Below are 22,933 nucleotides of genomic sequence, written 5' to 3' on the forward strand. Positions count from 1 at the left end.
CTGGCGCGCATTAAGTATTCAGGTTCATTTCACGGAGCGTCCTGCATGTCCGGCAATACCTACGGCAAGCTGTTCACTGTCACCACCGCTGGCGAAAGCCATGGTCCGGCGTTGGTCGCCATTGTCGACGGCTGCCCGCCGGGTCTGGAGATTTCCCTGGAGGATTTGCAGCGCGACCTCGACCGCCGCAAGCCCGGCACCAGCCGCCACACCACCCAGCGTCAGGAGGCGGACGAAGTCGAAATCCTCTCCGGCGTTTTCGAAGGCCGCACCACCGGTTGCTCGATCGGCCTGTTGATCCGCAACACCGACCAGAAGTCCAAGGACTACTCGGCGATCAAGGATCTGTTCCGTCCGGCCCACGCCGACTACACCTATCACCACAAGTACGGCGAACGCGATTACCGCGGCGGTGGTCGCAGCTCGGCGCGGGAAACCGCCATGCGCGTGGCGGCCGGCGCGATTGCCAAGAAATACCTGGCCACCCAGGGCATCGTCATTCGTGGCTACATGAGCCAGCTCGGCCCGATCGAAATCCCGTTCAAGACTTGGGACTCGGTGGAAGAGAACGCGTTTTTCAGCCCTGACCCGGACAAAGTGCCGGAGCTGGAAGCCTATATGGACCAGCTGCGCCGCGACCAGGATTCGGTCGGCGCGAAGATCACCGTGGTCGCCGAAGGCGTGATGCCGGGCCTCGGCGAGCCGATCTTCGACCGCCTGGACGCCGAACTGGCCCATGCGCTGATGAGCATCAACGCGGTCAAAGGTGTGGAAATCGGCGCCGGTTTCGCCAGCGTTGCCCAGCGTGGCACCGAACATCGCGATGAAATGACCCCGGAAGGTTTCCTCAGCAACAACGCCGGCGGCATTTTGGGCGGTATCTCGTCCGGTCAGCCGATCGTCGCGCACCTGGCGCTGAAGCCCACCTCGAGCATCACCACGCCGGGCCGTTCCATCGACATCCATGGCAACCCGGTGGACGTCATCACCAAGGGGCGCCACGATCCATGCGTCGGCATCCGCGCAACACCGATTGCCGAAGCGATGATGGCCATCGTGCTGATGGATCACCTGTTGCGTCACCGTGGGCAGAATGCCGATGTGCGCGTTAGCACGCCGGTGCTGGGTCAGCTTTAATGGCTGACCTCACAGTCGCTGCGGTCTGATGACCGTGGCGGCGCTGCCGTACTGGCGGCTCTCCAGTTTCTATCTGTTCTATTTCGCCTTGCTCGGTTCGACAGCGCCGTTTCTGGCGCTGTACTTCGATCACCTGGGTTTTTCCAGCGCACGCATCGGCGAGCTGGTGGCGATCCCGATGCTGATGCGTTGCGTCGCGCCGAACATCTGGGGCTGGCTCGGTGACTACACCGGCCGGCGCCTGGCCATCGTGCGTTTCGGCGCGGTCTGCACGTTGCTGACGTTTTCGCTGATTTTCGTCAGCAAGTCCTACGCCTGGCTGGCGATGGTCATGGCGTTACATGCATTTTTCTGGCACGCCGTGTTGCCGCAGTTCGAAGTCATCACCCTCGCGCATTTGAAGGGCCAGACGCAGCGCTACAGCCAGATTCGGTTGTGGGGCTCCATCGGTTTCATCATCACTGTGGTGGCGCTGGGCCGTTTGTTCGAGTGGCTCAGCCTAGACATTTACCCGGTGGCGCTGGTGCTGATCATGGCGGGGATCGTGGTCAGCAGCCTGTGGGTGCCGAACGCCCAGCCCGTTCAGGGCGAACGGATTGCCGGTGACGGCTTTCTCAAGCAATTGCGCCATCCCGGGGTGTTGGCATTCTACGGTTGCGTGGCGCTGATGCAGATGAGCCACGGCCCGTATTACACCTTTCTGACCTTGCACCTTGAGCGATTGGGTTACAGCCGTGGCCTGATCGGCATGCTCTGGGCGCTCGGCGTAGTCGCCGAAGTCTTGATGTTCCTGGCCATGAGCAAGATCCTTGCGCGCTTCTCGGTGCGCCGCGTATTGCTGGCGAGTTTTCTGCTGGCGGCCCTGCGTTGGCTGTTGCTGGGTTCGTTCGCTGAATTTGTCTGGGTGCTGCTGTTTGCCCAAGTGCTGCACGCCGCCACATTCGGCAGCTTTCACGCCGCTGCCATCCAGTTCGTGCAACGTAGCTTCGGTGCGCGCCAGCAAGGGCAGGGCCAGGCGTTGTATGCCGCGCTGGCCGGCACCGGCGGCGCACTGGGCGCGTTGTACTCCGGGTACAGCTGGAATGCCCTCGGGGCCACGTTCACCTTTAGTATTGCCAGTCTCGCAGCCTTCGCCGCTGCCGTTATCATTGCCACACGTATGCAAGAGGACAGGCCATGAGCCTTACCCGTGAACACCTCGCCCAGGAAATCATCGACGCCGGGCGTTTTCTGTATGGCCGCGGCTGGTCACCGGCCACCAGCAGCAACTATTCGACCCGGCTGTCGCCCACCGAAGCCTTGCTGACCGTATCCGGCAAGCACAAAGGTCAGTTGGGCCTTGATGATGTGCTGGCCACGGATCTGTCCGGCAACAGCCTGGAGCCGGGCAAGAAACCGTCCGCCGAAACCTTGCTGCACACCCAGCTCTACAACTGGCGCCCGGAAATCGGTGCGGTGCTGCACACCCATTCGGTGAACGCCACGGTGCTGTCGCGCCTGACGCCTGAAGATTTCATCGAGTTCGAAGACTACGAACTGCAAAAAGCCTTCAGCGGCGTATCCACGCACGAATCCCAGGTGCGCGTGCCGATTTTCGACAACGATCAGGATATTGCGCGGCTCGCCGCCGAGGTGCAGCCTTGGCTGGAAGCCCATCCCGATTGCGTCGGCTATCTGATCCGCGGTCATGGCCTCTACACCTGGGGTGCGCGCATGAGCGATGCGCTGCGGCAGATCGAAGCCTTTGAATTTTTGTTCGAGTGCGAGTTGAAGACCCGCTCGGTTTTAAACCGCAAAGCATGAACCGTTAAGGAGTTGCCCTGATGAGCAGCCTGTCCGTCTACCACGTCTCAAGCCCTGACATCCCGAACAAGGTGCTGACCCATTTCGAAGACATCGCCTCGACCCTGGCCGAGCAGGGCGTGCGCTTCGACCGTTGGCAAGCGGCGGCGAAAATCCAGCCCGGCGCCAGCCAGGAAGAGGTGATCGCCGCGTATCAGGAGCAAATCGACAAACTCATGACCGAACGCGGCTACATCACCGTCGATGTGATCAGCCTGAACAGCGACCACCCGCAAAAAGCCGAGTTGCGCGCCAAGTTTCTCGACGAACACCGCCATGGTGAAGACGAAGTAAGATTTTTCGTCGCCGGCCGTGGCTTGTTCACCCTGCACATCGACGATTACGTTTACGCCGTGCTGTGCGAGAAGAACGACCTGATCTCGGTGCCGGCCGGCACGCCGCACTGGTTCGACATGGGCGAGCATCCGCATTTCGTCGCCATTCGCCTGTTCAACAATCCCGAAGGCTGGGTGGCCAATTTCACCGGCGAAGACATCGCCAACCGCTTCCCGCGTCTTGAGGACTGAGTCGATGCCGATCAAAGCGATTCTCACCGACATCGAAGGCACCACCAGCGCGGTGAGTTTTGTGTTCGACGTGCTGTTCCCGTATGCCGCCAGACACCTGCCGGACTTTGTTCGCCAGCACGCCACGCGCGCCGATGTGGCCGAGCAACTGGCCGCCGTTCGCCGGGACAACAATGAGCCGGACGCGGACGTTGAGCGCGTTATCGAGATCCTCCTGGGCTGGATCGCCGAAGACCGCAAAGCCACGCCGCTCAAGGCGTTGCAGGGCATGGTCTGGGCGCAGGGCTATCAGGCCGGGCAGTTGAAAGGCCATGTATACCCGGACGCCGTCGAGGCGCTGAAGCGCTGGCATCAGGAAGGTTTCCAACTGTTTGTTTATTCCTCCGGTTCGATTCAGGCGCAGAAACTGATTTTCGGCTGCTCGGAGGCGGGGGACTTGTCGCCACTGTTCAGCGGTTATTTCGACACGACGTCGGGGCCCAAGCGTGAGGCGCAGTCTTACCAGCGCATTACCCAGGCGATTGGCTTTGACGCGACGCAGATTCTGTTTCTGTCCGATATCGTCGAAGAGCTGGACGCGGCGCGGGCGGCGGGTATGGCGACGTGTGGGCTGGCCCGTGAAGGCGGGGAGTTGGCGGGGCACGTGACCGTGGACAGCTTCGCCAAAATCGATCCCTCCACGTTTTAACTGTCGGAACACCGCCCACAGGGGAATGCTGTAGTTCCAGAAACAACTCAGGCCGTGCAGCGAAAGCTGTCACGGCCTGTTTGTTTACAGCGAGAGCGCGTTTATGCCGAATGATAAGTCGGCAATGCAAACCGCTGCTGGCTCTGCAGCATGGAAATCTGCGGCAGTTCGCTGGCTTGTTCAGCCAGGTCGCGGCGGATGGCGCTGATCACCCACGACAGCTGATCACCGGCGTGCAATTGCTGGTAGGAAATGGAACGTTTGAACACTTTACCTTCGGTGCTGCGCAAGGTCAGCAGAATGCCGCCGTCCGGACGAGGCTGGGTGGTGACTTCGAAGTTGGAGAACAGGGACGAAAATTTTTCTTGGATCAGGTTCATGTCTATCAGCTCCGTAGGCTCTTGAGTGGCAAGCATGCAGAGGTAGTTGCAGTGATTGTGCCAGCACCTGAATTTTTAAAACTCGTTATAAATCAAATAGTTAAATTTATGCCCATTTTTTGTTTTCGTGCAATCTGCATGAATGGCCATCGTGCATCCTGCATTTTGCGAGGTTGCCGACGATTCCATTGAACCAATCGAGGCATGGGCGATCACGATGCCGGCGCGGATACAAAACATTTCAAAAACCGCGTGTACAGCTCAAGAACCGTTGACGTATTTTCGGGCTCAATCACCGTCGCCCGACAATAAAAAATCGCACGGGAACCACCATGAGCCGCACGACGAACGACACGATCACCTGGGGCATGATGCTCCGCAAGCTGCCTTCGATCGCCAAAGCCATCCCGCGGGTGGTGAAGGGCATGAAGGCCGCCAACGTCAAGGACCCGACCCAACCGTGTGGCCTGGGCTGGAGCTTCGAGCAGGCAACGCTGCGCAATCCCGAGGGCCCCGCATTGCTGCAGGGCGCCGTGAAACTCAGCTATTCACAAGTCAATCAGTGGGCCAACCGCATTGCCCATCACTTGATCGCCCAAGGCATCAGCAAGGGCGACGTGGTGGCGGTCTTCATCGAGAACCGCCCGGAATTGCTGGTGACGATCCTGGCGGTGGCCAAGGTCGGCGCGATCAGCGCCTTGCTCAACACCTCGCAGACGCGCGATACCCTGGCCCATAGCCTGAACCTGGTGGCGCCTGCGGCGATCATTGTCGGTGAGGAGTTGGTGCCGGCGTTTTGCGCGGTGCGCGAGCGGGTTTCGATCGACGCGGCGCGGACCTGGTTTGTCGCCGACCGAGACACTTACAACCAACCGGGCATTGCGCCCGACGGTTTCATCAACCTGATGTCGGCGACGGCGGACAGCCCCTGCGACAACCCTGCCAGCAGCCAGCAGGTTTTTCTCGATGACCCGTGCTTCTACATCTACACCTCGGGCACCACCGGATTGCCCAAGGCCGGCGTGTTCAAGCATGGCCGCTGGATGCGCAGCTCCGCGAGCTTTGGCTTGATCGCGCTGGACATGCGCCCCGAAGACATCGTCTATTGCACGTTGCCGCTCTATCACGCCACGGGGCTATGCGTATGCTGGGGCTCGGCCATCAGCGGGGCGTCGGGGTTTGCCATTCGCCGCAAGTTCAGCGCCAGCCAGTTCTGGAGCGATGTGCGCAACTACCGGGCGACCACCCTCGGTTACGTCGGTGAATTGTGCCGCTACCTCGTCGATCAACCACCGAGTGCCGACGACAGCCAGCACAGCGTGACGAAAATGATCGGCAACGGCCTGCGCCCCGGTGCGTGGCGCGAATTCAAGACGCGCTTTGGCGTGAACCACATCTGCGAGTTGTACGCCGCCAGCGACGGCAATATCGGGTTCACCAACATTCTCAACTTCGACAACACCGTCGGTTTTTCCCTGATGTCCTGGGAACTGGCAGCCTACGACCACGACAGCGGCGCGCCGACGCGGGATGCCTCGGGTTTCATGCGCAAGGTGGCCAAGGGCGAGCAGGGGCTGTTGCTGGCGAAGATCGATGACAAGGCGCCCCTGGACGGCTACACCGATCCACAGAAGACCGAAAAAGTCGTGCTCCACGACGTATTCGAAAAGGGTGACCGTTACTTCAACACCGGCGACCTGCTGCGCAATATCGGTTTTGGTCACGCGCAATTCGTCGATCGCCTCGGTGACACCTACCGCTGGAAAGGCGAAAACGTCTCGACCACCGAGGTCGAGAACATCTTGCTGCAGCACCCGAACATTTCCGAAGCCGTGGCCTATGGCGTGGAAGTGCGCAACACCAACGGGCGCGCCGGGATGGCGGCGATCACGCCGGCCGAATCCCTGGCGACCCTGGATTTCAGCGAACTGCTGGCCTTCGCCCGCGAGCACATGCCGGCGTATGCGGTGCCGTTGTTTCTGCGGGTGAAAGTGAAAATGGAGACCACCGGCACCTTCAAATACCAGAAGACCCGGCTCAAGGACGAAGCCTTCGACCCAGGCAAAACCGGGGATGATCCGATCTACGCCTGGTTGCCGGGGACCGAGACCTATGTGCAGGTCACTGAACAATTGCTGGCGGACATTCACGGTGGCAAGTACCGCTATTGAATGTGGCTATGGCGCGACTTGAGAAAAAAGAAGTGACAGTGTCGGGGCCGCTCGGGAAACTGTCGGCTTTGCGAATAACTGTAAGTGGAGTCTCCAATGTCCGATCAAAGCCGCCAGATGACCCCCGAAGAAGCTGCCGAGTTTGCTGAACAGGTCTTCAACAAGGCGCGCGAGGGCGATGCGGCCATGATGGCTGCGCTGCTGACCAAAGGCCTGCCGCCGAACCTGCGCAACCACAAGGGCGACACCTTGCTGATGCTGGCCGCCTACCACGGCCATGTGGAAACCGTGAAGGTCCTGTTCGAGCACAAGGCTGACCCGGAGATCCGCAACGACAACGGCCAGAGCCCGATTGCCGGGGCGGCGTTCAAGGGTGACCTGGCCGTGGTCAAGGCGCTGGTCGAAGGTGGCGCGCAAGTGGAAGGCTCGTCGTTTGACGGTCGCACGGCGTTGATGATGGCGGCGATGTTCAACCGCGTGGAAATCGTTGATTACCTGATCAGCAAAGGCGCCGATCCGAAAGCCAAGGATGCCAATGGCGTGTCCGCGCTGGATGCCGCTAAAACGCTGGGCGCGGTGGATACCACGGCGCAGCTTGAGAAATTGCTCGGCTGATTGGCGAAAACCTGTGGCGAGGGAGCATGCTCCCGCTTGAGTGCGCAGCATTCACAAAAATCTGCATGAACTTAAGGTTTTTGGGGCTGCTACGCAGCCCGGCGCGAGCAAGCTCGCTCGCCACAGGGTTTGTTACACATTCAAAGTCTCTTTGAATCAGTACACCCAAACCTCAACCCGCCGATTCTTGATCCGCCCTTCATCCGCACTGTTGGCCGCCACTGGCATCTCGGCGCCAAAGCCGCGAATCTCGCGAAACACCACGCCGCTTTTCACCAGTTCCCGCCGCACCGCCATGGCCCGCAGTTTCGACAGCAGGTCGGCCCGCGCCGGATCGCTTTTGGCATCGCCAAACCCCACCAGCGTCACCTGCCGGTTGGTCTTCTGATTCTGCCGGATGTAATCGAGCACCCGCGTCAGGTCCTGCCGGGCCTTGTTATCCAGCGTCGCGCTGCCTTCCTCAAAGCGGAAATTCACCGTCAGGCGCTGGGCGTGGCGGCTGAGTGCCTGATAACCCTCGGGCATCAGCGCATTCGGCGTGACGGCCATGGCCTGGACGGTCTGGGCAATAAACCCGTTGGCCGCGACGATGGCCTGGCCTTTGCTGCTTTGGGTGAACGCCACCAAGGCTTCGGCCCAAGGATTTTTGCTATTGGGCGGCAGGTAAAAGAACAGCCGGCGTGACAGCGGATAGTCTTCGGTGGCAATCAGGCTGTTGAGCGGCATCATGGCCTGGGATTGGCCATCGACAATTGCTACGGCTTTGGCTTGACGCACGTACGGCAGGCCAATGAAGCCAATGCCTTGCGGGTCGAGGCTGACCGCGTCGGACAATTGCTCGCTGGATTCGTAACGTTTCGCTGCGCTGTTCAGCGTTTTCCCACGACGGCTGAGCACCACTTCCTTGAAGGTGTCGTAAGTACCCGATTGGTCATCCCGCGCGTACAGGTGAATCGGCCCGCCAATGCCTCCGAGTTCTTCCCAAGTGCGGGCTTCGCCGCTGAAGATGCGCGCCAGTTGCTCGGTGTTGAGTTGATTCAGCGGGTTTTGCGGATGAAGGATGATTGCCAGGCCGTCGATGGCGATGACCTGCTCGGCGCCGGGACTTTTCAGATCACCGAGGGATTGCAGGGCCAGCAGTTCGCTGTCCTTGATCGGGCGCGAAGAGGCGGCAAGGTCCGCAGTGGCATTTTTCAGGGCGGTGAAGCCGGTGGTGGAGCCGTGGGCCGCGACTTCCACCTCGACCCGGCGGCCCTGCGTGGTTTCGCCGACGACGCGCAGCTCGTTGGCGGTGTCCGGGGCTTCGCTGTGGACTTTGAGCAAGCCTTGCTCGCGCATCAAACCCTCGACCAGCGCCGGGCCCAATGCCGCGCCAATGGTGTTGGAACCCTGGATGCGCAAAACCGGGCCCTGTTTGGGCGTCGGCAAGTCAGCGGCCGACGCGGTGACTGGCAGCCCGGCGCACAGCATTGACAGGAATAGAACGCGCAGCGTCATGCCGGTACCTTTAAAGAACAAAGAAAGTGCCGGGAGATTAAGTCAGTAAGGTTTCCGAAAGATGACAGTTACTAAGTAAGGGAGCGAGCCTTTGTGGCGAGGGAGCTTGCTCCCGCTGGGTTGCGAAGCGACCCTGAAAAATGGGCCTGCTGCGCAGTCCAGCGGGAGCAAGCTCCCTCGCCACAAAGGGCGCGCTCCCACAGTAGTTTGTCGCTAATGCTCGGCGGATCAGCTCAACTCAAGCCAGATCGGCGCATGATCCGAAGGCTTTTCCATGCCGCGCAGTTCGTAATCCACGCCGGCATCCTTCACCCGCGGCAACAACCCGTGGGACGCCATGATCACGTCAATCCGCAGCCCGCGCTTGGGTTCATCTTCAAAGCCGCGGCTGCGGTAGTCGAACCAGCTGAAACGGTCGGACACGTCCGGGTTCAGGTGACGGAAGCTGTCCACCAGGCCCCAGTTCTTCAGTCGGGCCATCCACTCGCGCTCTTCCGGCAGGAAGCTGCATTTACCGGTTTTCAGCCAGCGTTTCATGTTGTCCGGGCCGATGCCGATGTCGCAATCTTCCGGGGAAATGTTCACATCGCCCATCACCACCAGCGGCTGTTCGTTGTGGAACTGGCTTTCCAGCAAGTGCTGCAGATCGTTGTAGAAACGCTCCTTGGCCGGGAATTTGGTCGGATGGTCGCGGCTTTCGCCCTGTGGGAAATAGCCGTTCATGATGGTCACCGGCACGCCATTGGCATCGGCGAAAGTGCCCCAGATAAAGCGGCGCTGAGCGTCTTCTTCATCGGTGACGAAACCTTTGTGCAGCGCCAGCGGTTCCTGGCGCGAGAGCAGGGCGACGCCGTAGTGACCCTTTTGCCCATGGAAATACACGTGATAGCCCAGCGCCTGAACCTCGGCCAGCGGGAACTGGTCGTCATGGACTTTGGTTTCCTGCAGGCCGATCACGTCGGGTTGATGCTTTTCGATCAGCGCCGCCAGCTGATGGGGGCGAGCGCGCAGCCCGTTGATGTTGAAGGAGACGATCTTCATGGTCGGCAGTCCTGGCAAAAGGGCGATGCTAGCTGACCTGTGGGATTGGGGCTAGGGTGGGGTGGGGCGAATTACTGTGTTCTGTCAGATCTTTATTGGCAGTACTGGCCTCTTCGCGAGCAAGTCGAATCGTCGCAGCGCTGCTCTCACATAGATCGGTGTCACCTCCCGATTATCGAGACTGGTCTATACCTTGTGGGAGCGAGCCTGCTCGCGATGACGACTTATGCACCCGCACTGATTCCAGATCAGCAAGGAACTGTATGGGCGCAGACAAACTCGTACCAATAAGAGCGCAGCCACCCGAGCTGTGCCGGGGAGATCTACCGCTATGCCCGAAACCTCGACCGCCATCGCCGATATCCACATGCTCGACAGCGGCTACTCCCGCGAAGCCCGCTCCCTGCTCTATCAGGCCTACCGGCACGAACCGACCTACGGCTACCTCTTCGAAGCCGAGCGCCCCGGTTATGAACAGCGGGTCCGCGCCACCGTGCGCGAACTGGTCAAACAGCACTTTCTTCAGGATTTGCCGGCCATCGGCCTGCTGGTCAACGATCGCTTGATCGGCATCGCCCTGATCGCGCCGCCGCAACGTCGCCTGGGCATTACCGAAAGCTGGGCGTGGCGCCTGCGGATGGTGCTCAGCACCGGGTTTCGCTGCACGCGCCGCTACCTCGAGTACCACGATGCAGTGATGGCGTGCGTGCCGTCCGACTCGGTGCACTTGCTGCCGTTGCTGGGGATTCATCCGCAATTCCAGGGCAAGCACTTCGGCGAGCAGCTGTTGCAGGCGGTGCACAACTGGTGCGCGGTCGATGAACACTCCGAAGGTGTGGTGCTCGATACCGGGAATCCGCGTTATCTGGAGTTCTACAAGCGTCAGGGTTATGAAGAAATCGGCGAGGTCGCCGTAGGACCGGTCCGCGAACATGTGTTTTTCCATGCCAATCCGCAAGTGTTGCAAACCGCTTCGGCATAAACGGTAGAACTTTCGCGGGACGCGAGGCTCTATCACGCTCCCAAGCTCGTGATAGCATCCGCGCCTATGAAGTTTCCAGGAAGAATTACCAGTGGCGTGCTGATGCTGATCACCAGCTGCGCGGCGCTGGCGCAAAGTGAATTGGATGTGCGGATCAAACCGTCCAACGACGAACTGAAGGCCAATATAGAAGGCTATATCGGCAGCCTCGGCGATCGTGACGAAGAAGCCTTGTTGCGCTTCAGTCGTGGCGCCGAAGAGCAGGCGCGCAAGGCTGCCCAGGCCCTGGGTTATTACCAGCCGCAAATCGACACGGACGTGAAGGGCGGCAACACGCCGCGCCTGGTCATGAATGTCGATCCGGGCGAGCCGGTGCATTTGCGCAATGTCACTATTCGCATCGACGGCCCTGCCGCTTCCCTCAAATCCTTTCGTGTACCGAAAAGCGACGCGCTGAAAACCGGTGCGGTGCTCAATCATGGCCGCTACGAAGACGCCAAGCGGCTGATCCAGAACCAGGCTTCGCGTTTCGGTTTTTTCAGTGGCTACTTCACTCGGCAGAAGCTGTCGGTCGACCCGCGAGCGGGCGTTGCCGACATCGAACTGATCTACGAAAGCGGCCCACGTTATGCCCTCGGCAAAGTCAGTTTCGAGGGGGATACGCCATTCGACGAAGAACTGCTGCAACGCATGGTGCCGTTCAAGGCGGGAGCGCCGTATGACTCCGAACTGATCGCCGAACTGAACCAGAATCTGCAATCGAGCGGCTATTTCGAAGGCGTGCGCGTCGATGCCGCGCCCACGGCGTCCAGGAACGACGTGATCCCGGTGGACGTCAAACTCGAAACCCGCAAGCCACGAACAATGGGCCTCGGCCTGGGTTTTTCCACCGACGTCGGCCCACGGGTCAAGGCCAACTGGACCCGACACTGGGTCAACCCGCAAGGGCACAGCTATGGCTGGGAAACCGAAGTCTCGGCGCCACGCCAAAACGTCGGGCTGTTCTACGACATTCCACTCGACCCGCCGCTGACCGACAAACTGCGCTTCGCCGGTGGTTATCAAAGTGAAGAAATTGCCGACAAGGACAGCCTGAGCAAGTTGCTGACCCTCGGTCCCGAGTGGCACAGCAAGTTGCCCAGCGGCTGGCAGCGGGTGGTGTCGCTGAAATGGCAGCGCGAAGAGTATCGGCTCGGCGACGACTCGGGGCTGAGCACCTTGTTGATGCCCGGCGTCAGCTATTCGTACCTGAAAAGCGACAACCGCATCGATCCGCACAACGGCTATCGCCTGCAATTTGAAACCAAAGTGGCCAAGGAAGGATTGGCTTCCGACACCAACCTGCTGTACGGCACGGCGCTGGTGAAAGGCTTGACCACGGTGTTCGATAAACACCGTTTTCTCGGTCGGGTGCAGGTGGGCGGCAGCGCCACCAACGGCTACAAATCGGTGCCGCCGTCGCTGCGCTTCTTTGCCGGTGGCGATCAGAGCGTGCGCGGGTACGACTACCAGAGCCTGTCCCCGGAAAACTCCGACGGCGACCGCATCGGTGGCCGCTACATGATTGCCGGCAGCGTCGAGTATCAATATTCCATCGCCGAAAAATGGCGGGTTGCGACCTTCATTGATCAGGGCAACTCCTTCAACAAACTCGAACTGCCCGACCTCAAGACCGGCGTCGGTATCGGCGTGCGCTGGGTATCACCGGTGGGGCCGATTCGCCTCGACCTGGCCCACGCGATGGACGACGACGGCGGTATTCGACTGCACTTTTCCATGGGGCCTGAGCTGTGAAGCGTGGTTTGAAAGTAACGCTGCTGGCGATTCTGGCACTGCTGATGCTGGTACTGCTGACCGTGACCACCGTGCTGGGCACGGCGACCGGCAGCCGCTGGGCACTCGGGTTTGTGCCGGGTCTGACCGTCGAGAATTTCCAGGGTCGACTGGGCGGGCAGTGGAGCGCCGACCATCTGGTCTGGCAGCAGGACACCAGTCGGGTTGAGCTGGATAAAGTGATTTTCGCCTGGTCGCCGTTGTGCCTGACGCGCATGACCCTGTGCATCGAGCAACTGAAGGCTGATCAGGTCAGCCTGCAATTCCCGCCGGGCCCCGACGAAGAAAACAGCGGACCGATCACGCTGCCGGACCTGAAATTGCCATTGGCCATTCAACTGGGCGATGTGCAGATCGGCAGCCTGCGGTTCAATGGCAGCGAAGAACTCAAAGGCCTGCAACTGGCGGCGCACTGGACCGAACAGGGGTTACAGATCGACTCCGTGCAACTGCAACGTGACGAGTTGAGCCTGAACCTGTCCGGTCTGCTGCAGCCCACCGGCAACTGGCCAATCAAGGCCGAAGGCAAACTGACCCTGCCAGCCCCTGAACCCTGGGCGCTGGCCCTGAAGGTTGACGGCGACCTGCTGAAAACCCTGAACCTGAAAGCCGACAGCAGCGGTTACCTGAACGGCCAACTGACCGGCGAGTTGCAGCCGCTGGTGGACAATCTGCCGGCTACGGTGCGGATCACCGCCGACGGCTTTAAACCCAGCGCCGATCTGCCGGACACGCTGCAACTCAATCAAGTGGAGCTCACCGGCGACGGTGACCTGAAAAACGGCTACCAGTTGCGCGGTAACGCGTCGCTGCCCGCCGAGCAGGGCCCGGTCGCGTTGTCGCTGCAAGGCAAGGTCGACGCCAACGGCGCGCAGATCGCCGCACTGGACCTGACCGCCAACGACAAGCAAAGCCTCAAGCTCACTGGCGTTGTGGACTGGAGCAAAGGCCTGAACGCCACGGCGAAAATCGACTGGCTGGATTTCCCCTGGCACCGGCTTTATCCGCTGATCGATGAGCCGGAAGTGGCCCTGCGCAGCTTCAACGGTGAGGTCTCTTACACCGACGGCAACTACCTCGGCAACTTCAAAGCGGCGCTGGATGGCCCGGCCGGAGCGTTCAGCCTGAGCAGCCCGTTCGCCGGTGACCTGACGAAAATCTACCTGCAACAAATCCAGCTCGAAGCCGGGCAGGGCAAGGCCGAAGGGCACCTGAACCTGCAATTTGCCGATGGCATTGCCTGGGACACCGCGCTCGACCTCTCGGCGATCAACCCGGCGTATTGGGTTGCGGAGTTGCCGGGCACCCTGGCCGGACCGTTGCGCAGCAAAGGCGAGATGAAGAATGAAAAGCTCAGCCTGAATGCAGACCTCGATCTGAAGGGCAAACTGCGTGGCCAACCGGCCGTTCTGCAAGCCAAGGCCGATGGCGCCGGTGAGCTATGGAACCTCAGCGCGCTGCAAATCCGTCTGGGTGATAACAGCATCACCGGCAAGGGCAGCCTGCAACAGAAGCTCGCCGGACAGATCGACATCAAGCTGTCGCGCCTGGCCCAGCTCTGGCCGCAATTGCGTGGTCAGCTCAATGGCCGCGTCGATGTCGCCGGCACGCTCAAGGCGCCGCAAGGCAAGCTCGGGCTGCAAGGCACGCAGCTGGCGTTCCAGGACAATCGCCTGCAAAGCCTGAACCTTGACGCCACCCTCGACAGCGCGCAACGGGCGAAAATCGACCTCAAGGGCAGCGGCATCCAGGCGGGCGACACCTCGCTGGGCACGCTGACCGCCAGCGGTCAGGGCGATATCAAGAATCAGAAACTGGCGCTCGATCTGCAAGGCCCGCAGCTGAAGTTGGCCCTTGGCTTCGACGGCAATCTGGACAAAGGAAACTGGCGCGGACGTCTGGCCAGTGGCGATATACAGGCCGGCGGTCAGGACTGGAAACTGCAAGGTCCGGCGAAACTTGAACGGCTGGCGGACGGCAAAATCAACTTCGGTGCCCATTGCTGGATGTCCGGGCCGGCCAGTCTGTGCGGTGAAGATCAGCGCCTGATGCCTGAGCCGAAGCTGCGATATCACCTCAAGCAATTCCCGATCGACAGCCTGGCGCAGTGGTTGCCGAAGGATTTCGCCTGGAAGGGCCGGCTCAACGCCGACCTGCAACTGGACCTGCCCGCCAGCGGCCCGGACGGCCAGATCAGCCTCGACGCCAGCGGTGGCACCTTGCGCATCAAGGACAAGGATCAGTGGCTGGATTTCCCGTACCAGACCCTGAGACTCACCAGCAAACTCACGCCCAAACGCATCGACACCGACCTCAGCTTCGTCGGCGGCAAGCTTGGCGAATTGAGTGTGCAGGCGCAGATCAATCCGCTGCCGAAGAACAAGCCGCTGAGTGGCTCTTTCCGTCTCAATGGCCTCGATTTGTCCGTGGCGCGACCGTTTGTGCCGATGGTCGAGAAACTGACCGGACGGCTGAATGGCAGCGGCACGATCGCAGGCACGCTGATGGCGCCTCTGGTAAACGGCAATCTGTTACTGAGCGACGGTGAAATCTCCGGGCCTGAGCTGCCGATGGACCTTGAAGCCTTGCAGCTTCAAGCGCTGATCGCCGGTGAAACGGTGCAATTGAACGGCGGCTGGAAAAGCGGCAAGAGCGGGCAGGGCAGCTTGACCGGCAGTATCGCCTGGGGTCAGGCGCTGGTGGTCGATCTGGCGCTCAAAGGCTCGCAGTTGCCGGTCACGGTCGAACCGTACGCCAAGCTCGAAGTCGCACCGGACCTGAAGATCTCGATGAAGGGCGACGAGCTGGCCATTGCCGGCAAAGTGTTGGTGCCGCGGGGTGAAATCACCGTGCGCGAGCTACCGCCATCGACGGTCAAGGTCTCCGATGACACGGTGATCATCGGTCAGCAAACCGAAGAGGGCACACCGCCACTGGCGATGAAAATGGACATCGATGTGGCAGTTGGCGAGGACAAACTGAGCTTCGCCGGATTTGGCCTCACCGCCAACCTGCAAGGGCACGTGCACATCGGCGACAACATGGACACCCGCGGCGAGCTGTGGCTCAACGACGGGCGCTATCGCGCCTATGGCCAGCGGCTGACGGTGCGTAGGGCGCGCTTGCTGTTTGCCGGCCCGATCGATCAGCCGTATCTGGACATCGAGGCGATTCGCCAGACCGACGACGTCATCGCCGGCATTCGCCTGAGCGGCAGCGCCGAGCAGCCGACCACGCAGATTTTCTCCGAACCGGCGATGAGTCAGGAACAGGCCTTGTCGTATCTGGTGCTGGGGCGTCCGCTGAGTACGACCGGTGAAGACAACAACATGCTGGCGCAGGCCGCACTCGGCCTGGGTTTGATGGGCAGTTCCGGGGTCACCGGCAAACTGGCCAGCGACCTGGGAATTCAGGATTTCCAGCTCGATACCGAAGGCAGCGGCAATACGACGAGCGTGGTGGCCAGCGGCAATATTTCCGAGAAACTCAGCCTGCGTTATGGCGTTGGTGTGTTCGAACCGGCCAACACCATTGCCTTGCGTTACAAGCTGAGCAAGAAGGTTTACCTCGAAGCGGCGGGTGGCGTGGCCAGTTCGCTGGATATCTTCTACAAGCGGGATTTCTAGACCCCTCAAAATCAAGAGATCGCAGCCATCGGCAACTCCTACAGGGTTTTGTGTACACCTGTAGGCGCTGTCGAAGGCTGCGATCTTTTTGTTTTTCCAATCCGCCATTTATCCGCTAAATACAAAGCAACCTAACTATTACGTTGACATTCGCTGCCTAGGCAGTAACATCTCGACATACATTCTCTGCCTAGGCAGCTAATTGGTGGTCAGATGAAGCATTTCACCCCGGACGAATTCCACACGTGTCATCTCGGCCTCTTGCTCGGGCGCGCTGCGCTGCTCAAAGACCGGATCATCGACACGCACATGGAGCCCCACGGCATCACCGCCGCGCAGTTCAAAGTGCTGATCATCATGGCGCAGTTCGGCGTCGACACCCCGGCCGAGCTGTGCCGTCACCTGTCGCTGGACAGCGGTTCGATGACCCGCATGCTCGATCGTCTGGAACAGAAAGGTTTCCTCGCCCGCCAGCGTTCCGAGGCGGATCGCCGTCAGGTGCAGCTTGTGTTAACTGAGCAAGGCCAACGCTTGACCGACCGTCTGCCGGAAATCGGTGCCGACGCCATGAACGAACTGGCCGGCGCGATCACTCCGGACGAGCTGAAAACCCTGGAACAGATCCTGAAGAAAATTCTGGTGGCAGCCGGTGACTCGATCACGCTGCTGCGGGTAGGTGACCAATGAGCGGCAAAACCTTGCGTGCCGGCCTGAGCCTGGTGCTGGCGGCCATGACCCTGGCCGGTTGCGCCAGCTACAGCGGCCTGACCACCGAAGGCAAAAGCCTCGATGCGAAAACCCTCAAGGCCGGGCAATCCCTCAGCGGCGTGACCCTGTCGCCCGCGGCCTGGCCGAAAAGCGACTGGTGGAAAAGCCTCGGCGACCCGCAGCTCGACGGTCTGATCCGCGAAGCGCTGCACGACAGCCCGGACATGCAGATCGCCGACGCCCGCGCCCATCAGGCCAGCGCTGCTGCGTACGCTGCCGACGCGGCGCGGATGCCAACCCTCGATGCCAGCGCCGGCGTCAGCCGTTCGCGTCTGGCGCGGGATCAAGACCCGCGAGGCGAGGGCGATGCGTACTCCACCGTGCGTAATATCGGCGCCAGTTTCAATTACAACTTCGACCTTTGGGGCGGTCAGCGTGACGCCTGGGAAGCGGCGTTGGGCCAGGCCCGCGCTGCCGAAGTCGATCAGCAAGCGGCGCAACTGACGTTGTCCGCCGACGTTGCCCGCGCCTATAGCGATCTGGGGCAGGCGCATATCGTTCACGACCTGGCCCAGGAAGACCTCAAGCGCACCAGACAAATGCTCGACCTGAGCCAGCGTCGCCTGAGTTCCGGGATCGACAGTCAGTACCAGTTCCAGCAAACCGAAAGTCTCGAGGCCACGTCCGAAGCCAGTCTGATCGACGCTGAGAAACGCCTGCAAAGCGCGAAAATCGCCCTGGCGGTGTTGCTCGGCAAAGGCCCGGACCGCGGCAACGACATCGCCCGGCCGAAGATCCTTCAGGCCAGCGCCGTCGCGTTGCCATCGGTCCTGCCCGCCGAGTTGCTCGGTCGTCGTCCGGATCTGGTCGCCGCACGTTGGCGCGTCGAGGCGGCGAGCAAGAACATCGATGCCGGAAAAACCCGGTTCTATCCCAATCTCAACCTGAGCGCCGCGGCCGGTGCCGAATCGTTGTTGGGTGATGCGATGTTTGGTTCGGCCAGTCGTTTCTTCAACATCGCGCCGACGATCTCGGTGCCGATTTTCGACGGTGGCCGCTTGCGCGCCGACCTCGATGCCCGGGACGCCGATTACGACCTCGCGGTGGCGCAGTACAACAAAAGCCTGGTGCGAGCGCTGGGTGATGTCAGCGACACCATCAATAAGTTGCGCGATATCGGCCGGCAAATCGGTGCTCAGCAGCACGCCACCGACATTGCCCAGGATTCTTACAACACCGTGGTCCAGCGTTACGGTTCCGGCATCGGAAACTACCTGGACGTGCTCAGCATCGAGCAGCAGTTGCTCCAGGCCCAGCGTCAGCTGGCCAACCTGAATGCGGAGCGGATCGACCTGTCGATCCAACTGATGCAAGCGCTGGGCGGCGGTTTTCAGGGCGACACCCTGACCGCGGCCAACGCAACCCCAGCCACGCAGCACAACTAATTCAAGGTGATGGTCATGGCCACTGCAGAAAACACCCCAACCCCTGACAACGCGCAAGACTCCAGCAACCCGCGCAAACGCAAGGTCATGCTGGTCGTTCTCGCCATCGTGGTGATCCTCGCCGGTGTCGGCGTCTGGGGTTATCACGAATTCTACGGGCGCTGGAACGAGAGCACTGACGACGCCTATGTGAACGGCAACGTGGTGGAAATCACCCCGCTGGTCACCGGCACCGTGGTCAGCATTGGTGCCGACGATGGCGACCTGGTCCATGAAGGCCAGGTGCTGATCAACTTCGACCCGAACGACGCACAGGTCGGTCTGCAAAGTGCCCAGGCCAATCTGGCTCGCACCGTGCGTCAGGTTCGTGGTTTGTACAGCAACGTCGACGGCATGAAAGCCCAGGTCAATGCTCAGCAGGCGGAAGTGCAAAAGGCCCAGGACAACTTCAACCGGCGGAAAAATCTCGCGGCAGGCGGGGCGATTTCCCAGGAAGAACTGTCCCACGCTCGTGACGACCTGATCTCGGCACAAAACGCCCTGGCCAATGCGAAGCAGCAACTGAAAACCACCAGCGCCCTGGTGGATGACACCGTGGTGTCGTCGCACCCTGACGTGATGTCGGCCGCCGCGCAATTGCGCCAGGCGTACCTGAACAATTCCCGCAGCACCTTGATTGCACCGGTGACCGGTTATGTCGCCAAGCGCTCTGTGCAACTCGGTCAACGGGTCCAGCCGGGCACCGCGTTGATGGCGGTGATTCCGCTGGATCAGCTGTGGATCGACGCCAACTTCAAGGAAACCCAGCTGCGCGACATGCGCATCGGCCAGCCGGTCGATATCCAGGCCGACCTCTACGGCAGCGACGTGAAGTTCAGCGGCACCATCGACAGCCTCGGCGCCGGCACCGGCAGCGCGTTTGCCCTGCTGCCGGCACAGAACGCCACCGGTAACTGGATCAAGATCGTGCAGCGTGTGCCGGTGCGGATTCACATCAACGCCGAAGAATTGGCCAAACACCCTTTGCGCGTTGGCCTGTCGACTCAGGTCGATGTGAACCTGCGCGACCAGAGCGGTCCGGTGCTGGCGCAACAGACGCCGCAAAAGGCTTCGTTCAGCACCAACGTCTATGACCGACAGTTGGCAGAGGCCGACGCCATGATCACGCAGTTGATCCACGACAACAGCGCGGCGGTCAGCAAAACCGCTCAGCGCTGACACTGAACCTGTGTGGGTGAAGCTTGCTCCCGCTCGGCTGCGAAGCAGTCGCACAGCTTTTGGGGCCGCTTCGCAACCCGGCGGGAGCAAGCTCCCTCGCCACAAAAAGCTGGCTTGCCACAAAAGCTGTTCCACCAAAGCTCTCTCACCACAGAGGCTCCCGTGCCACAAAAGCTCGCTCCCACACGGTCAGCTGTGTCTGTAACAGGCGCAGCGCCCATCAGGTTTCAAAGGACTCGCGATGAGCAATAACGCGTCTTTCACGCCGCCCAGCCTGCTGCTCAGCACCATTGGCCTGTCGCTGGCGACCTTCATGCAAGTGCTCGACACCACCATCGCCAACGTGGCGTTGCCAACCATTTCCGGCAACCTGGGCGTGAGTTCGGAGCAGGGCACGTGGGTGATCACCTCGTTTGCGGTGAGCAACGCCATCGCTCTGCCGCTGACTGGTTGGCTGAGCCGGCGATTTGGTGAGGTGAAGCTGTTTCTCTGGGCGACCATTCTGTTTGTGCTGGCCTCGTTTCTCTGCGGCATTTCCACCTCGATGCCGGAGCTGATCGGTTTTCGGGTGCTGCAAGGCCTGGTGGCCGGGCCGTTGTACCCGATGACCCAGACGCTGCTGATCGCGGTCTACCCGCCTGCCAGGCGTGGCATGGCCCTGGCGTTGCTGGCGATGGTTACGGTGGTCGCGCCGATTGCCGGGCCGATTCTTGGCGGCTGGATCACCGACAGCTACAGCTGGCCGTGGATCTTCTTTATCAACGTACCGATCGGGGTTTTCGCGGTCATGGTCGTGCGTTCGCAGCTCAAGGCGCGGCCGGTGGTGACCAGTTATCAGCCGATGGATTACGTCGGTCTGATCACGCTGATCATCGGTGTCGGCGCGTTGCAGGTGATCCTCGACAAGGGTAACGACCTCGACTGGTTCGAGTCGAATTTCATCCTCATCGGCGCGGCCATTTCCGCGATTGCGCTGGCGGTGTTCGTGATCTGGGAAATGACCGACCAGCACCCGGTGGTCAACCTGCGGTTGTTTGCGTATCGCAACTTCCGTATCGGCACGATTGTGCTGGTGTTGGGTTACGCCGGGTTCTTCGGGATCAACCTGATCCTGCCGCAATGGCTGCAAACCCAGATGGGCTACACGGCAACGTGGGCCGGGCTGGCGGTGGCGCCGATCGGGATTTTGCCGGTGTTGATGTCGCCATTTGTCGGCAAGTACGCGCACAAGTTCGACCTGCGGTTATTGGCAGGCCTGGCGTTCCTGGCCATTGGCCTGAGCTGTTTCATGCGCGCCGGGTTCACCAACGAAGTGGATTTCCAGCACATCGCCCTGGTGCAACTGTTCATGGGCATTGGCGTGGCGCTGTTCTTCATGCCGACCTTGAGCATTTTGATGTCGGACCTGCCACCGAGCCAGATCGCCGACGGCGCGGGCCTCGCGACCTTCCTGCGGACCCTGGGCGGCAGTTTTGCGGCGTCATTGACGACCTGGATCTGGATTCGCCGGGCGGATCAGCATCATGCCTACATGAGCGAAAGCATCAGCACTTATGAGCCCGCAACTCGGGAGGCGTTGAACAGCCTGGGCGGTGCGAGCAACCCGGCGTACGCGCAGCTCGATCATGTACTGACGAGTCAGGCGTATATGCTTTCCACCGTGGATTACTTCACGTTGCTGGGGTGGGCGTTCATGGGGTTGATCGTGATCGTGTGGCTGGCGAAACCGCCGTTTGCGGCGAAGGCCGGGCCTGCGGCGACAGGGCATTGATTTAGCTGCGATCTTTTGATCTTAAGGGGTAGCGAAATCAAATGGCGCCAGTGCAAACCCGTGCTCATCCACCTGTAACGCCCAGCCCTGACGATCCCAGTCCCCCAACACAATGCGTTTGGCCGCTTGCTCGCCAATCTGCAACTTGTGGATGGCGGGGCGATGGGTATGGCCATGAATCAATGTCTTCACGCCATATTCCTGCATGATCCGCGGCACTTCTTCCGGCGTGACATCCACGATGTCATTGGCCTTCATCCGCGTCTGCGTCCGGCTTTCGCTGCGCAGTTTGCGCGCCAGTTTATGGCGAGTGCGCAGGGGCAGGTGGCGCAGGATGAACAGGGTAATCGGGTTGCGCAGGTAGCGACGCAGCTTCATATAAGCCTCGTCGCGGGTACAGAGGCTGTCGCCGTGCATCAACAGCACCGGCTCGCCGTTGAACTGCACGACACTCGGGTCCTTCAGCAACGTACAGCCGGCCTGTTTGCAGAAGGCCTGGCCCAGCATGAAGTCGCGATTGCCGTGCATCAGAAAAATGGCCGTGCCGCTGTCGCTGAGGTCGCGCAGGGCCTGGCAGATGGAACGCTGAAAGGGCGTCATGGCATCGTCGCCAATCCACGCCTCGAAAAAGTCGCCCAGGATGTACAACGCACTCGCCGAACGGGCGCGTCCGGCGAGCAAATCCAGAAACGCCCGGGTGATGTCCGGGCGCTCCTCTTCCAGATGCAAGTCTGAAATCAGCAGTATCACGCTTCGATGATCTCGGCTTTCTCGATGATCACGTCGTCTGCTGGCACGTCCTGGTGGCCGGCCTTGGAGGTGGTGGAAACACCTTTGATCTTGTCGACAACATCGGTGCCGGCAACGACTTTGGCGAACACCGCGTAGCCCCAGCCCTGGGTGGTCTTGGCGCTGTGGTTCAGGAAGCTGTTGTCAGCGACGTTGATGAAAAACTGGGCGGACGCCGAATGCGGCTCCATGGTACGAGCCATGGCCACGCTGTACTTCTCGTTCGGCAGACCGTTGTCGGCTTCGTTCTGGATGCTTGGGCGCTTGTCTTTCTTTTCTTTCATGCCTGGCTCGAAACCGCCGCCCTGGATCATGAAGTTACCGATGACGCGGTGGAAAACGGTGTTTTCGTAGTGACCGGCTTTGACGTACTCGATGAAGTTGGCCACGGTGATCGGGGCTTTCTCGGCATTCAGTTCCAGGACGATGTCGCCATGGTTGGTGGTCAGTTTGACTTGGGTCATGATCGGGGACTCTTTTTAGGTAATGCGTTTTCTGGGAATTCGTGGGTTTCGGGGCTATTGAGCCCTCAACCGGTCCGGCCGGTGTCGGCCAAGGTGCGCAGTTTAGCGTGCCGGGCGCGAATTTCGAGGCTGTTTTTCATTTGCATCCGATTAAATGCAGCCGTTTTCGGGCCTGTACTGTCAGCGACTTGACGGCATC

At 60.7% G+C, this 22,933-nt stretch carries 19 protein-coding genes; 14 read left to right on the forward strand and 5 right to left on the reverse strand.

The genetic code is table 11. The features are described 5' to 3' along the window. Positions 1-45 precede the first annotated feature (45 nt). From aroC to mtnC, 5 genes are read left to right on the forward strand one after another with little or no spacing between them, the layout of a single operon-like run. Positions 46-1,137: a chorismate synthase gene (gene aroC / locus ACM6I5_RS17575; protein WP_007914036.1), complete on the forward strand. Its 1,092-nt coding sequence runs from the start codon at positions 46-48 to the stop codon at positions 1,135-1,137. A gap of 28 nt (positions 1,138-1,165) precedes the next feature. Next, positions 1,166-2,317: an MFS transporter gene (locus ACM6I5_RS17580; RefSeq protein WP_017339638.1), complete on the forward strand. Its 1,152-nt coding sequence runs from the start codon at positions 1,166-1,168 to the stop codon at positions 2,315-2,317. Next, a complete protein-coding gene (locus ACM6I5_RS17585) occupies positions 2,314-2,940 on the forward strand; it encodes a methylthioribulose 1-phosphate dehydratase (protein WP_414884294.1) in 627 nt (208 codons plus the stop codon). Before ACM6I5_RS17580 ends, ACM6I5_RS17585 begins: the two co-directional genes overlap by 4 nt. Before the next feature lie 20 nt (positions 2,941-2,960). Continuing rightward, positions 2,961-3,506 carry a 1,2-dihydroxy-3-keto-5-methylthiopentene dioxygenase gene (locus ACM6I5_RS17590; protein WP_017339636.1) on the forward strand — a complete coding sequence of 182 codons (546 nt, stop codon included), beginning with the start codon at positions 2,961-2,963 and terminating at the stop codon, positions 3,504-3,506. A gap of 4 nt (positions 3,507-3,510) precedes the next feature. Next, positions 3,511-4,194 carry an acireductone synthase gene (mtnC, locus tag ACM6I5_RS17595; protein ID WP_414880082.1) on the forward strand — a complete coding sequence of 228 codons (684 nt, stop codon included), beginning with the start codon at positions 3,511-3,513 and terminating at the stop codon, positions 4,192-4,194. 101 nt (positions 4,195-4,295) lie between these two features. Here mtnC and ACM6I5_RS17600 read toward each other — a convergent pair whose 3' ends face one another. Then, positions 4,296-4,574: a DUF3509 domain-containing protein gene (locus ACM6I5_RS17600; RefSeq protein WP_017339634.1), complete on the reverse strand. Its 279-nt coding sequence runs from the start codon at positions 4,572-4,574 to the stop codon at positions 4,296-4,298. Positions 4,575-4,906: 332 nt separating this feature from the next. Between ACM6I5_RS17600 and ACM6I5_RS17605 the strand changes: the two genes are divergently transcribed. Together ACM6I5_RS17605 and ACM6I5_RS17610 are read left to right on the forward strand one after the other, a co-directional pair. Then, the gene (locus tag ACM6I5_RS17605) at positions 4,907-6,745 is read left to right on the forward strand and encodes a long-chain-acyl-CoA synthetase (protein WP_414884295.1); all 1,839 of its coding nucleotides are present in this window, start codon (positions 4,907-4,909) and stop codon (positions 6,743-6,745) included. 96 nt (positions 6,746-6,841) lie between these two features. Further along, positions 6,842-7,360 carry an ankyrin repeat domain-containing protein gene (locus ACM6I5_RS17610; protein ID WP_414884296.1) on the forward strand — a complete coding sequence of 173 codons (519 nt, stop codon included), beginning with the start codon at positions 6,842-6,844 and terminating at the stop codon, positions 7,358-7,360. A 156-nt stretch (positions 7,361-7,516) separates the two neighbouring features. On the opposite strand, the gene ACM6I5_RS17615 is transcribed toward ACM6I5_RS17610, so the two are convergent. Both ACM6I5_RS17615 and xthA read right to left on the reverse strand, forming a co-directional pair. Next, positions 7,517-8,857 (reverse strand): substrate-binding domain-containing protein, encoded by a 1,341-nt coding sequence (locus tag ACM6I5_RS17615; RefSeq protein ID WP_414884297.1) that lies wholly within the window; start codon positions 8,855-8,857, stop codon positions 7,517-7,519. Positions 8,858-9,085: 228 nt separating this feature from the next. Then, entirely contained in the window at positions 9,086-9,898 is an 813-nt protein-coding gene (xthA, locus tag ACM6I5_RS17620) for an exodeoxyribonuclease III (protein ID WP_017339630.1), read from the reverse strand. Positions 9,899-10,229: 331 nt separating this feature from the next. On the opposite strand from xthA, the gene ACM6I5_RS17625 reads away from it, so the two are divergent. The 7 genes from ACM6I5_RS17625 (at position 10,230) to ACM6I5_RS17655 (ending at position 21,481) form a co-directional block, all read left to right on the forward strand. Further along, positions 10,230-10,880 carry a GNAT family N-acetyltransferase gene (locus ACM6I5_RS17625; protein ID WP_017339629.1) on the forward strand — a complete coding sequence of 217 codons (651 nt, stop codon included), beginning with the start codon at positions 10,230-10,232 and terminating at the stop codon, positions 10,878-10,880. Positions 10,881-10,946: 66 nt separating this feature from the next. After that, positions 10,947-12,674, forward strand: coding sequence for an autotransporter assembly complex protein TamA (locus ACM6I5_RS17630; RefSeq protein ID WP_414880079.1), 1,728 nt, complete (start codon positions 10,947-10,949; stop codon positions 12,672-12,674). Then, positions 12,671-16,339, forward strand: a complete 3,669-nt coding sequence (locus tag ACM6I5_RS17635) for a translocation/assembly module TamB domain-containing protein (RefSeq protein ID WP_414884298.1) — start codon at positions 12,671-12,673, stop codon at positions 16,337-16,339. The genes ACM6I5_RS17630 and ACM6I5_RS17635 overlap by 4 nt, the downstream gene beginning before the upstream one ends. Positions 16,340-16,552: 213 nt before the next feature. Continuing rightward, positions 16,553-17,026 (forward strand): MarR family winged helix-turn-helix transcriptional regulator, encoded by a 474-nt coding sequence (locus ACM6I5_RS17640; protein ID WP_017339626.1) that lies wholly within the window; start codon positions 16,553-16,555, stop codon positions 17,024-17,026. Beyond that, positions 17,023-18,492, forward strand: a complete 1,470-nt coding sequence (locus tag ACM6I5_RS17645) for an efflux transporter outer membrane subunit (RefSeq protein ID WP_414884299.1) — start codon at positions 17,023-17,025, stop codon at positions 18,490-18,492. The genes ACM6I5_RS17640 and ACM6I5_RS17645 overlap by 4 nt, the downstream gene beginning before the upstream one ends. Positions 18,493-18,507: 15 nt before the next feature. Beyond that, positions 18,508-19,710, forward strand: a complete 1,203-nt coding sequence (locus ACM6I5_RS17650) for an efflux RND transporter periplasmic adaptor subunit (RefSeq protein WP_414884300.1) — start codon at positions 18,508-18,510, stop codon at positions 19,708-19,710. A gap of 241 nt (positions 19,711-19,951) precedes the next feature. Next, on the forward strand, positions 19,952-21,481 hold the full coding sequence (locus ACM6I5_RS17655) for a DHA2 family efflux MFS transporter permease subunit (RefSeq protein ID WP_414884301.1): 1,530 nt from the start codon (positions 19,952-19,954) through the stop codon (positions 21,479-21,481). 21 nt (positions 21,482-21,502) lie between these two features. Here the strand turns inward: ACM6I5_RS17655 and lpxH are convergent, their stop codons facing one another. Together lpxH and ACM6I5_RS17665 are read right to left on the reverse strand one after the other, a co-directional pair. Beyond that, positions 21,503-22,231: a UDP-2,3-diacylglucosamine diphosphatase gene (gene lpxH, locus ACM6I5_RS17660; protein WP_017339622.1), complete on the reverse strand. Its 729-nt coding sequence runs from the start codon at positions 22,229-22,231 to the stop codon at positions 21,503-21,505. Continuing rightward, positions 22,228-22,734, reverse strand: coding sequence for a peptidylprolyl isomerase (locus ACM6I5_RS17665; protein ID WP_017339621.1), 507 nt, complete (start codon positions 22,732-22,734; stop codon positions 22,228-22,230). The genes lpxH and ACM6I5_RS17665 overlap by 4 nt, the downstream gene beginning before the upstream one ends. Positions 22,735-22,933 lie beyond the last annotated feature (199 nt).

The organism is Pseudomonas sp. IT-P171 (genome assembly GCF_949767765.1).
In the GTDB taxonomy this organism is placed as follows: Bacteria; Pseudomonadota; Gammaproteobacteria; order Pseudomonadales; family Pseudomonadaceae; genus Aquipseudomonas; species Aquipseudomonas fluorescens_B.

Excerpts from the sequence above, each read along its gene's own strand:
- aroC (WP_007914036.1), top strand. The coding sequence starts at position 46 with ATGTCCGGCAATACCTACGGCAAGCTGTTCACTGTCACCACCGCTGGC.
- ACM6I5_RS17580 (WP_017339638.1), top strand. The coding sequence starts at position 1,166 with ATGACCGTGGCGGCGCTGCCGTACTGGCGGCTCTCCAGTTTCTATCTG.
- ACM6I5_RS17585 (WP_414884294.1), top strand. The coding sequence starts at position 2,314 with ATGAGCCTTACCCGTGAACACCTCGCCCAGGAAATCATCGACGCCGGG.
- ACM6I5_RS17590 (WP_017339636.1), top strand. The coding sequence starts at position 2,961 with ATGAGCAGCCTGTCCGTCTACCACGTCTCAAGCCCTGACATCCCGAAC.
- mtnC (WP_414880082.1), top strand. The coding sequence starts at position 3,511 with ATGCCGATCAAAGCGATTCTCACCGACATCGAAGGCACCACCAGCGCG.
- ACM6I5_RS17600 (WP_017339634.1), bottom strand. The coding sequence starts at position 4,574 with ATGAACCTGATCCAAGAAAAATTTTCGTCCCTGTTCTCCAACTTCGAA.
- ACM6I5_RS17605 (WP_414884295.1), top strand. The coding sequence starts at position 4,907 with ATGAGCCGCACGACGAACGACACGATCACCTGGGGCATGATGCTCCGC.
- ACM6I5_RS17610 (WP_414884296.1), top strand. The coding sequence starts at position 6,842 with ATGTCCGATCAAAGCCGCCAGATGACCCCCGAAGAAGCTGCCGAGTTT.
- ACM6I5_RS17615 (WP_414884297.1), bottom strand. The coding sequence starts at position 8,857 with ATGACGCTGCGCGTTCTATTCCTGTCAATGCTGTGCGCCGGGCTGCCA.
- xthA (WP_017339630.1), bottom strand. The coding sequence starts at position 9,898 with ATGAAGATCGTCTCCTTCAACATCAACGGGCTGCGCGCTCGCCCCCAT.
- ACM6I5_RS17625 (WP_017339629.1), top strand. The coding sequence starts at position 10,230 with ATGCCCGAAACCTCGACCGCCATCGCCGATATCCACATGCTCGACAGC.
- ACM6I5_RS17630 (WP_414880079.1), top strand. The coding sequence starts at position 10,947 with ATGAAGTTTCCAGGAAGAATTACCAGTGGCGTGCTGATGCTGATCACC.
- ACM6I5_RS17640 (WP_017339626.1), top strand. The coding sequence starts at position 16,553 with ATGAAGCATTTCACCCCGGACGAATTCCACACGTGTCATCTCGGCCTC.
- ACM6I5_RS17645 (WP_414884299.1), top strand. The coding sequence starts at position 17,023 with ATGAGCGGCAAAACCTTGCGTGCCGGCCTGAGCCTGGTGCTGGCGGCC.
- ACM6I5_RS17650 (WP_414884300.1), top strand. The coding sequence starts at position 18,508 with ATGGCCACTGCAGAAAACACCCCAACCCCTGACAACGCGCAAGACTCC.
- ACM6I5_RS17655 (WP_414884301.1), top strand. The coding sequence starts at position 19,952 with ATGAGCAATAACGCGTCTTTCACGCCGCCCAGCCTGCTGCTCAGCACC.
- ACM6I5_RS17665 (WP_017339621.1), bottom strand. The coding sequence starts at position 22,734 with ATGACCCAAGTCAAACTGACCACCAACCATGGCGACATCGTCCTGGAA.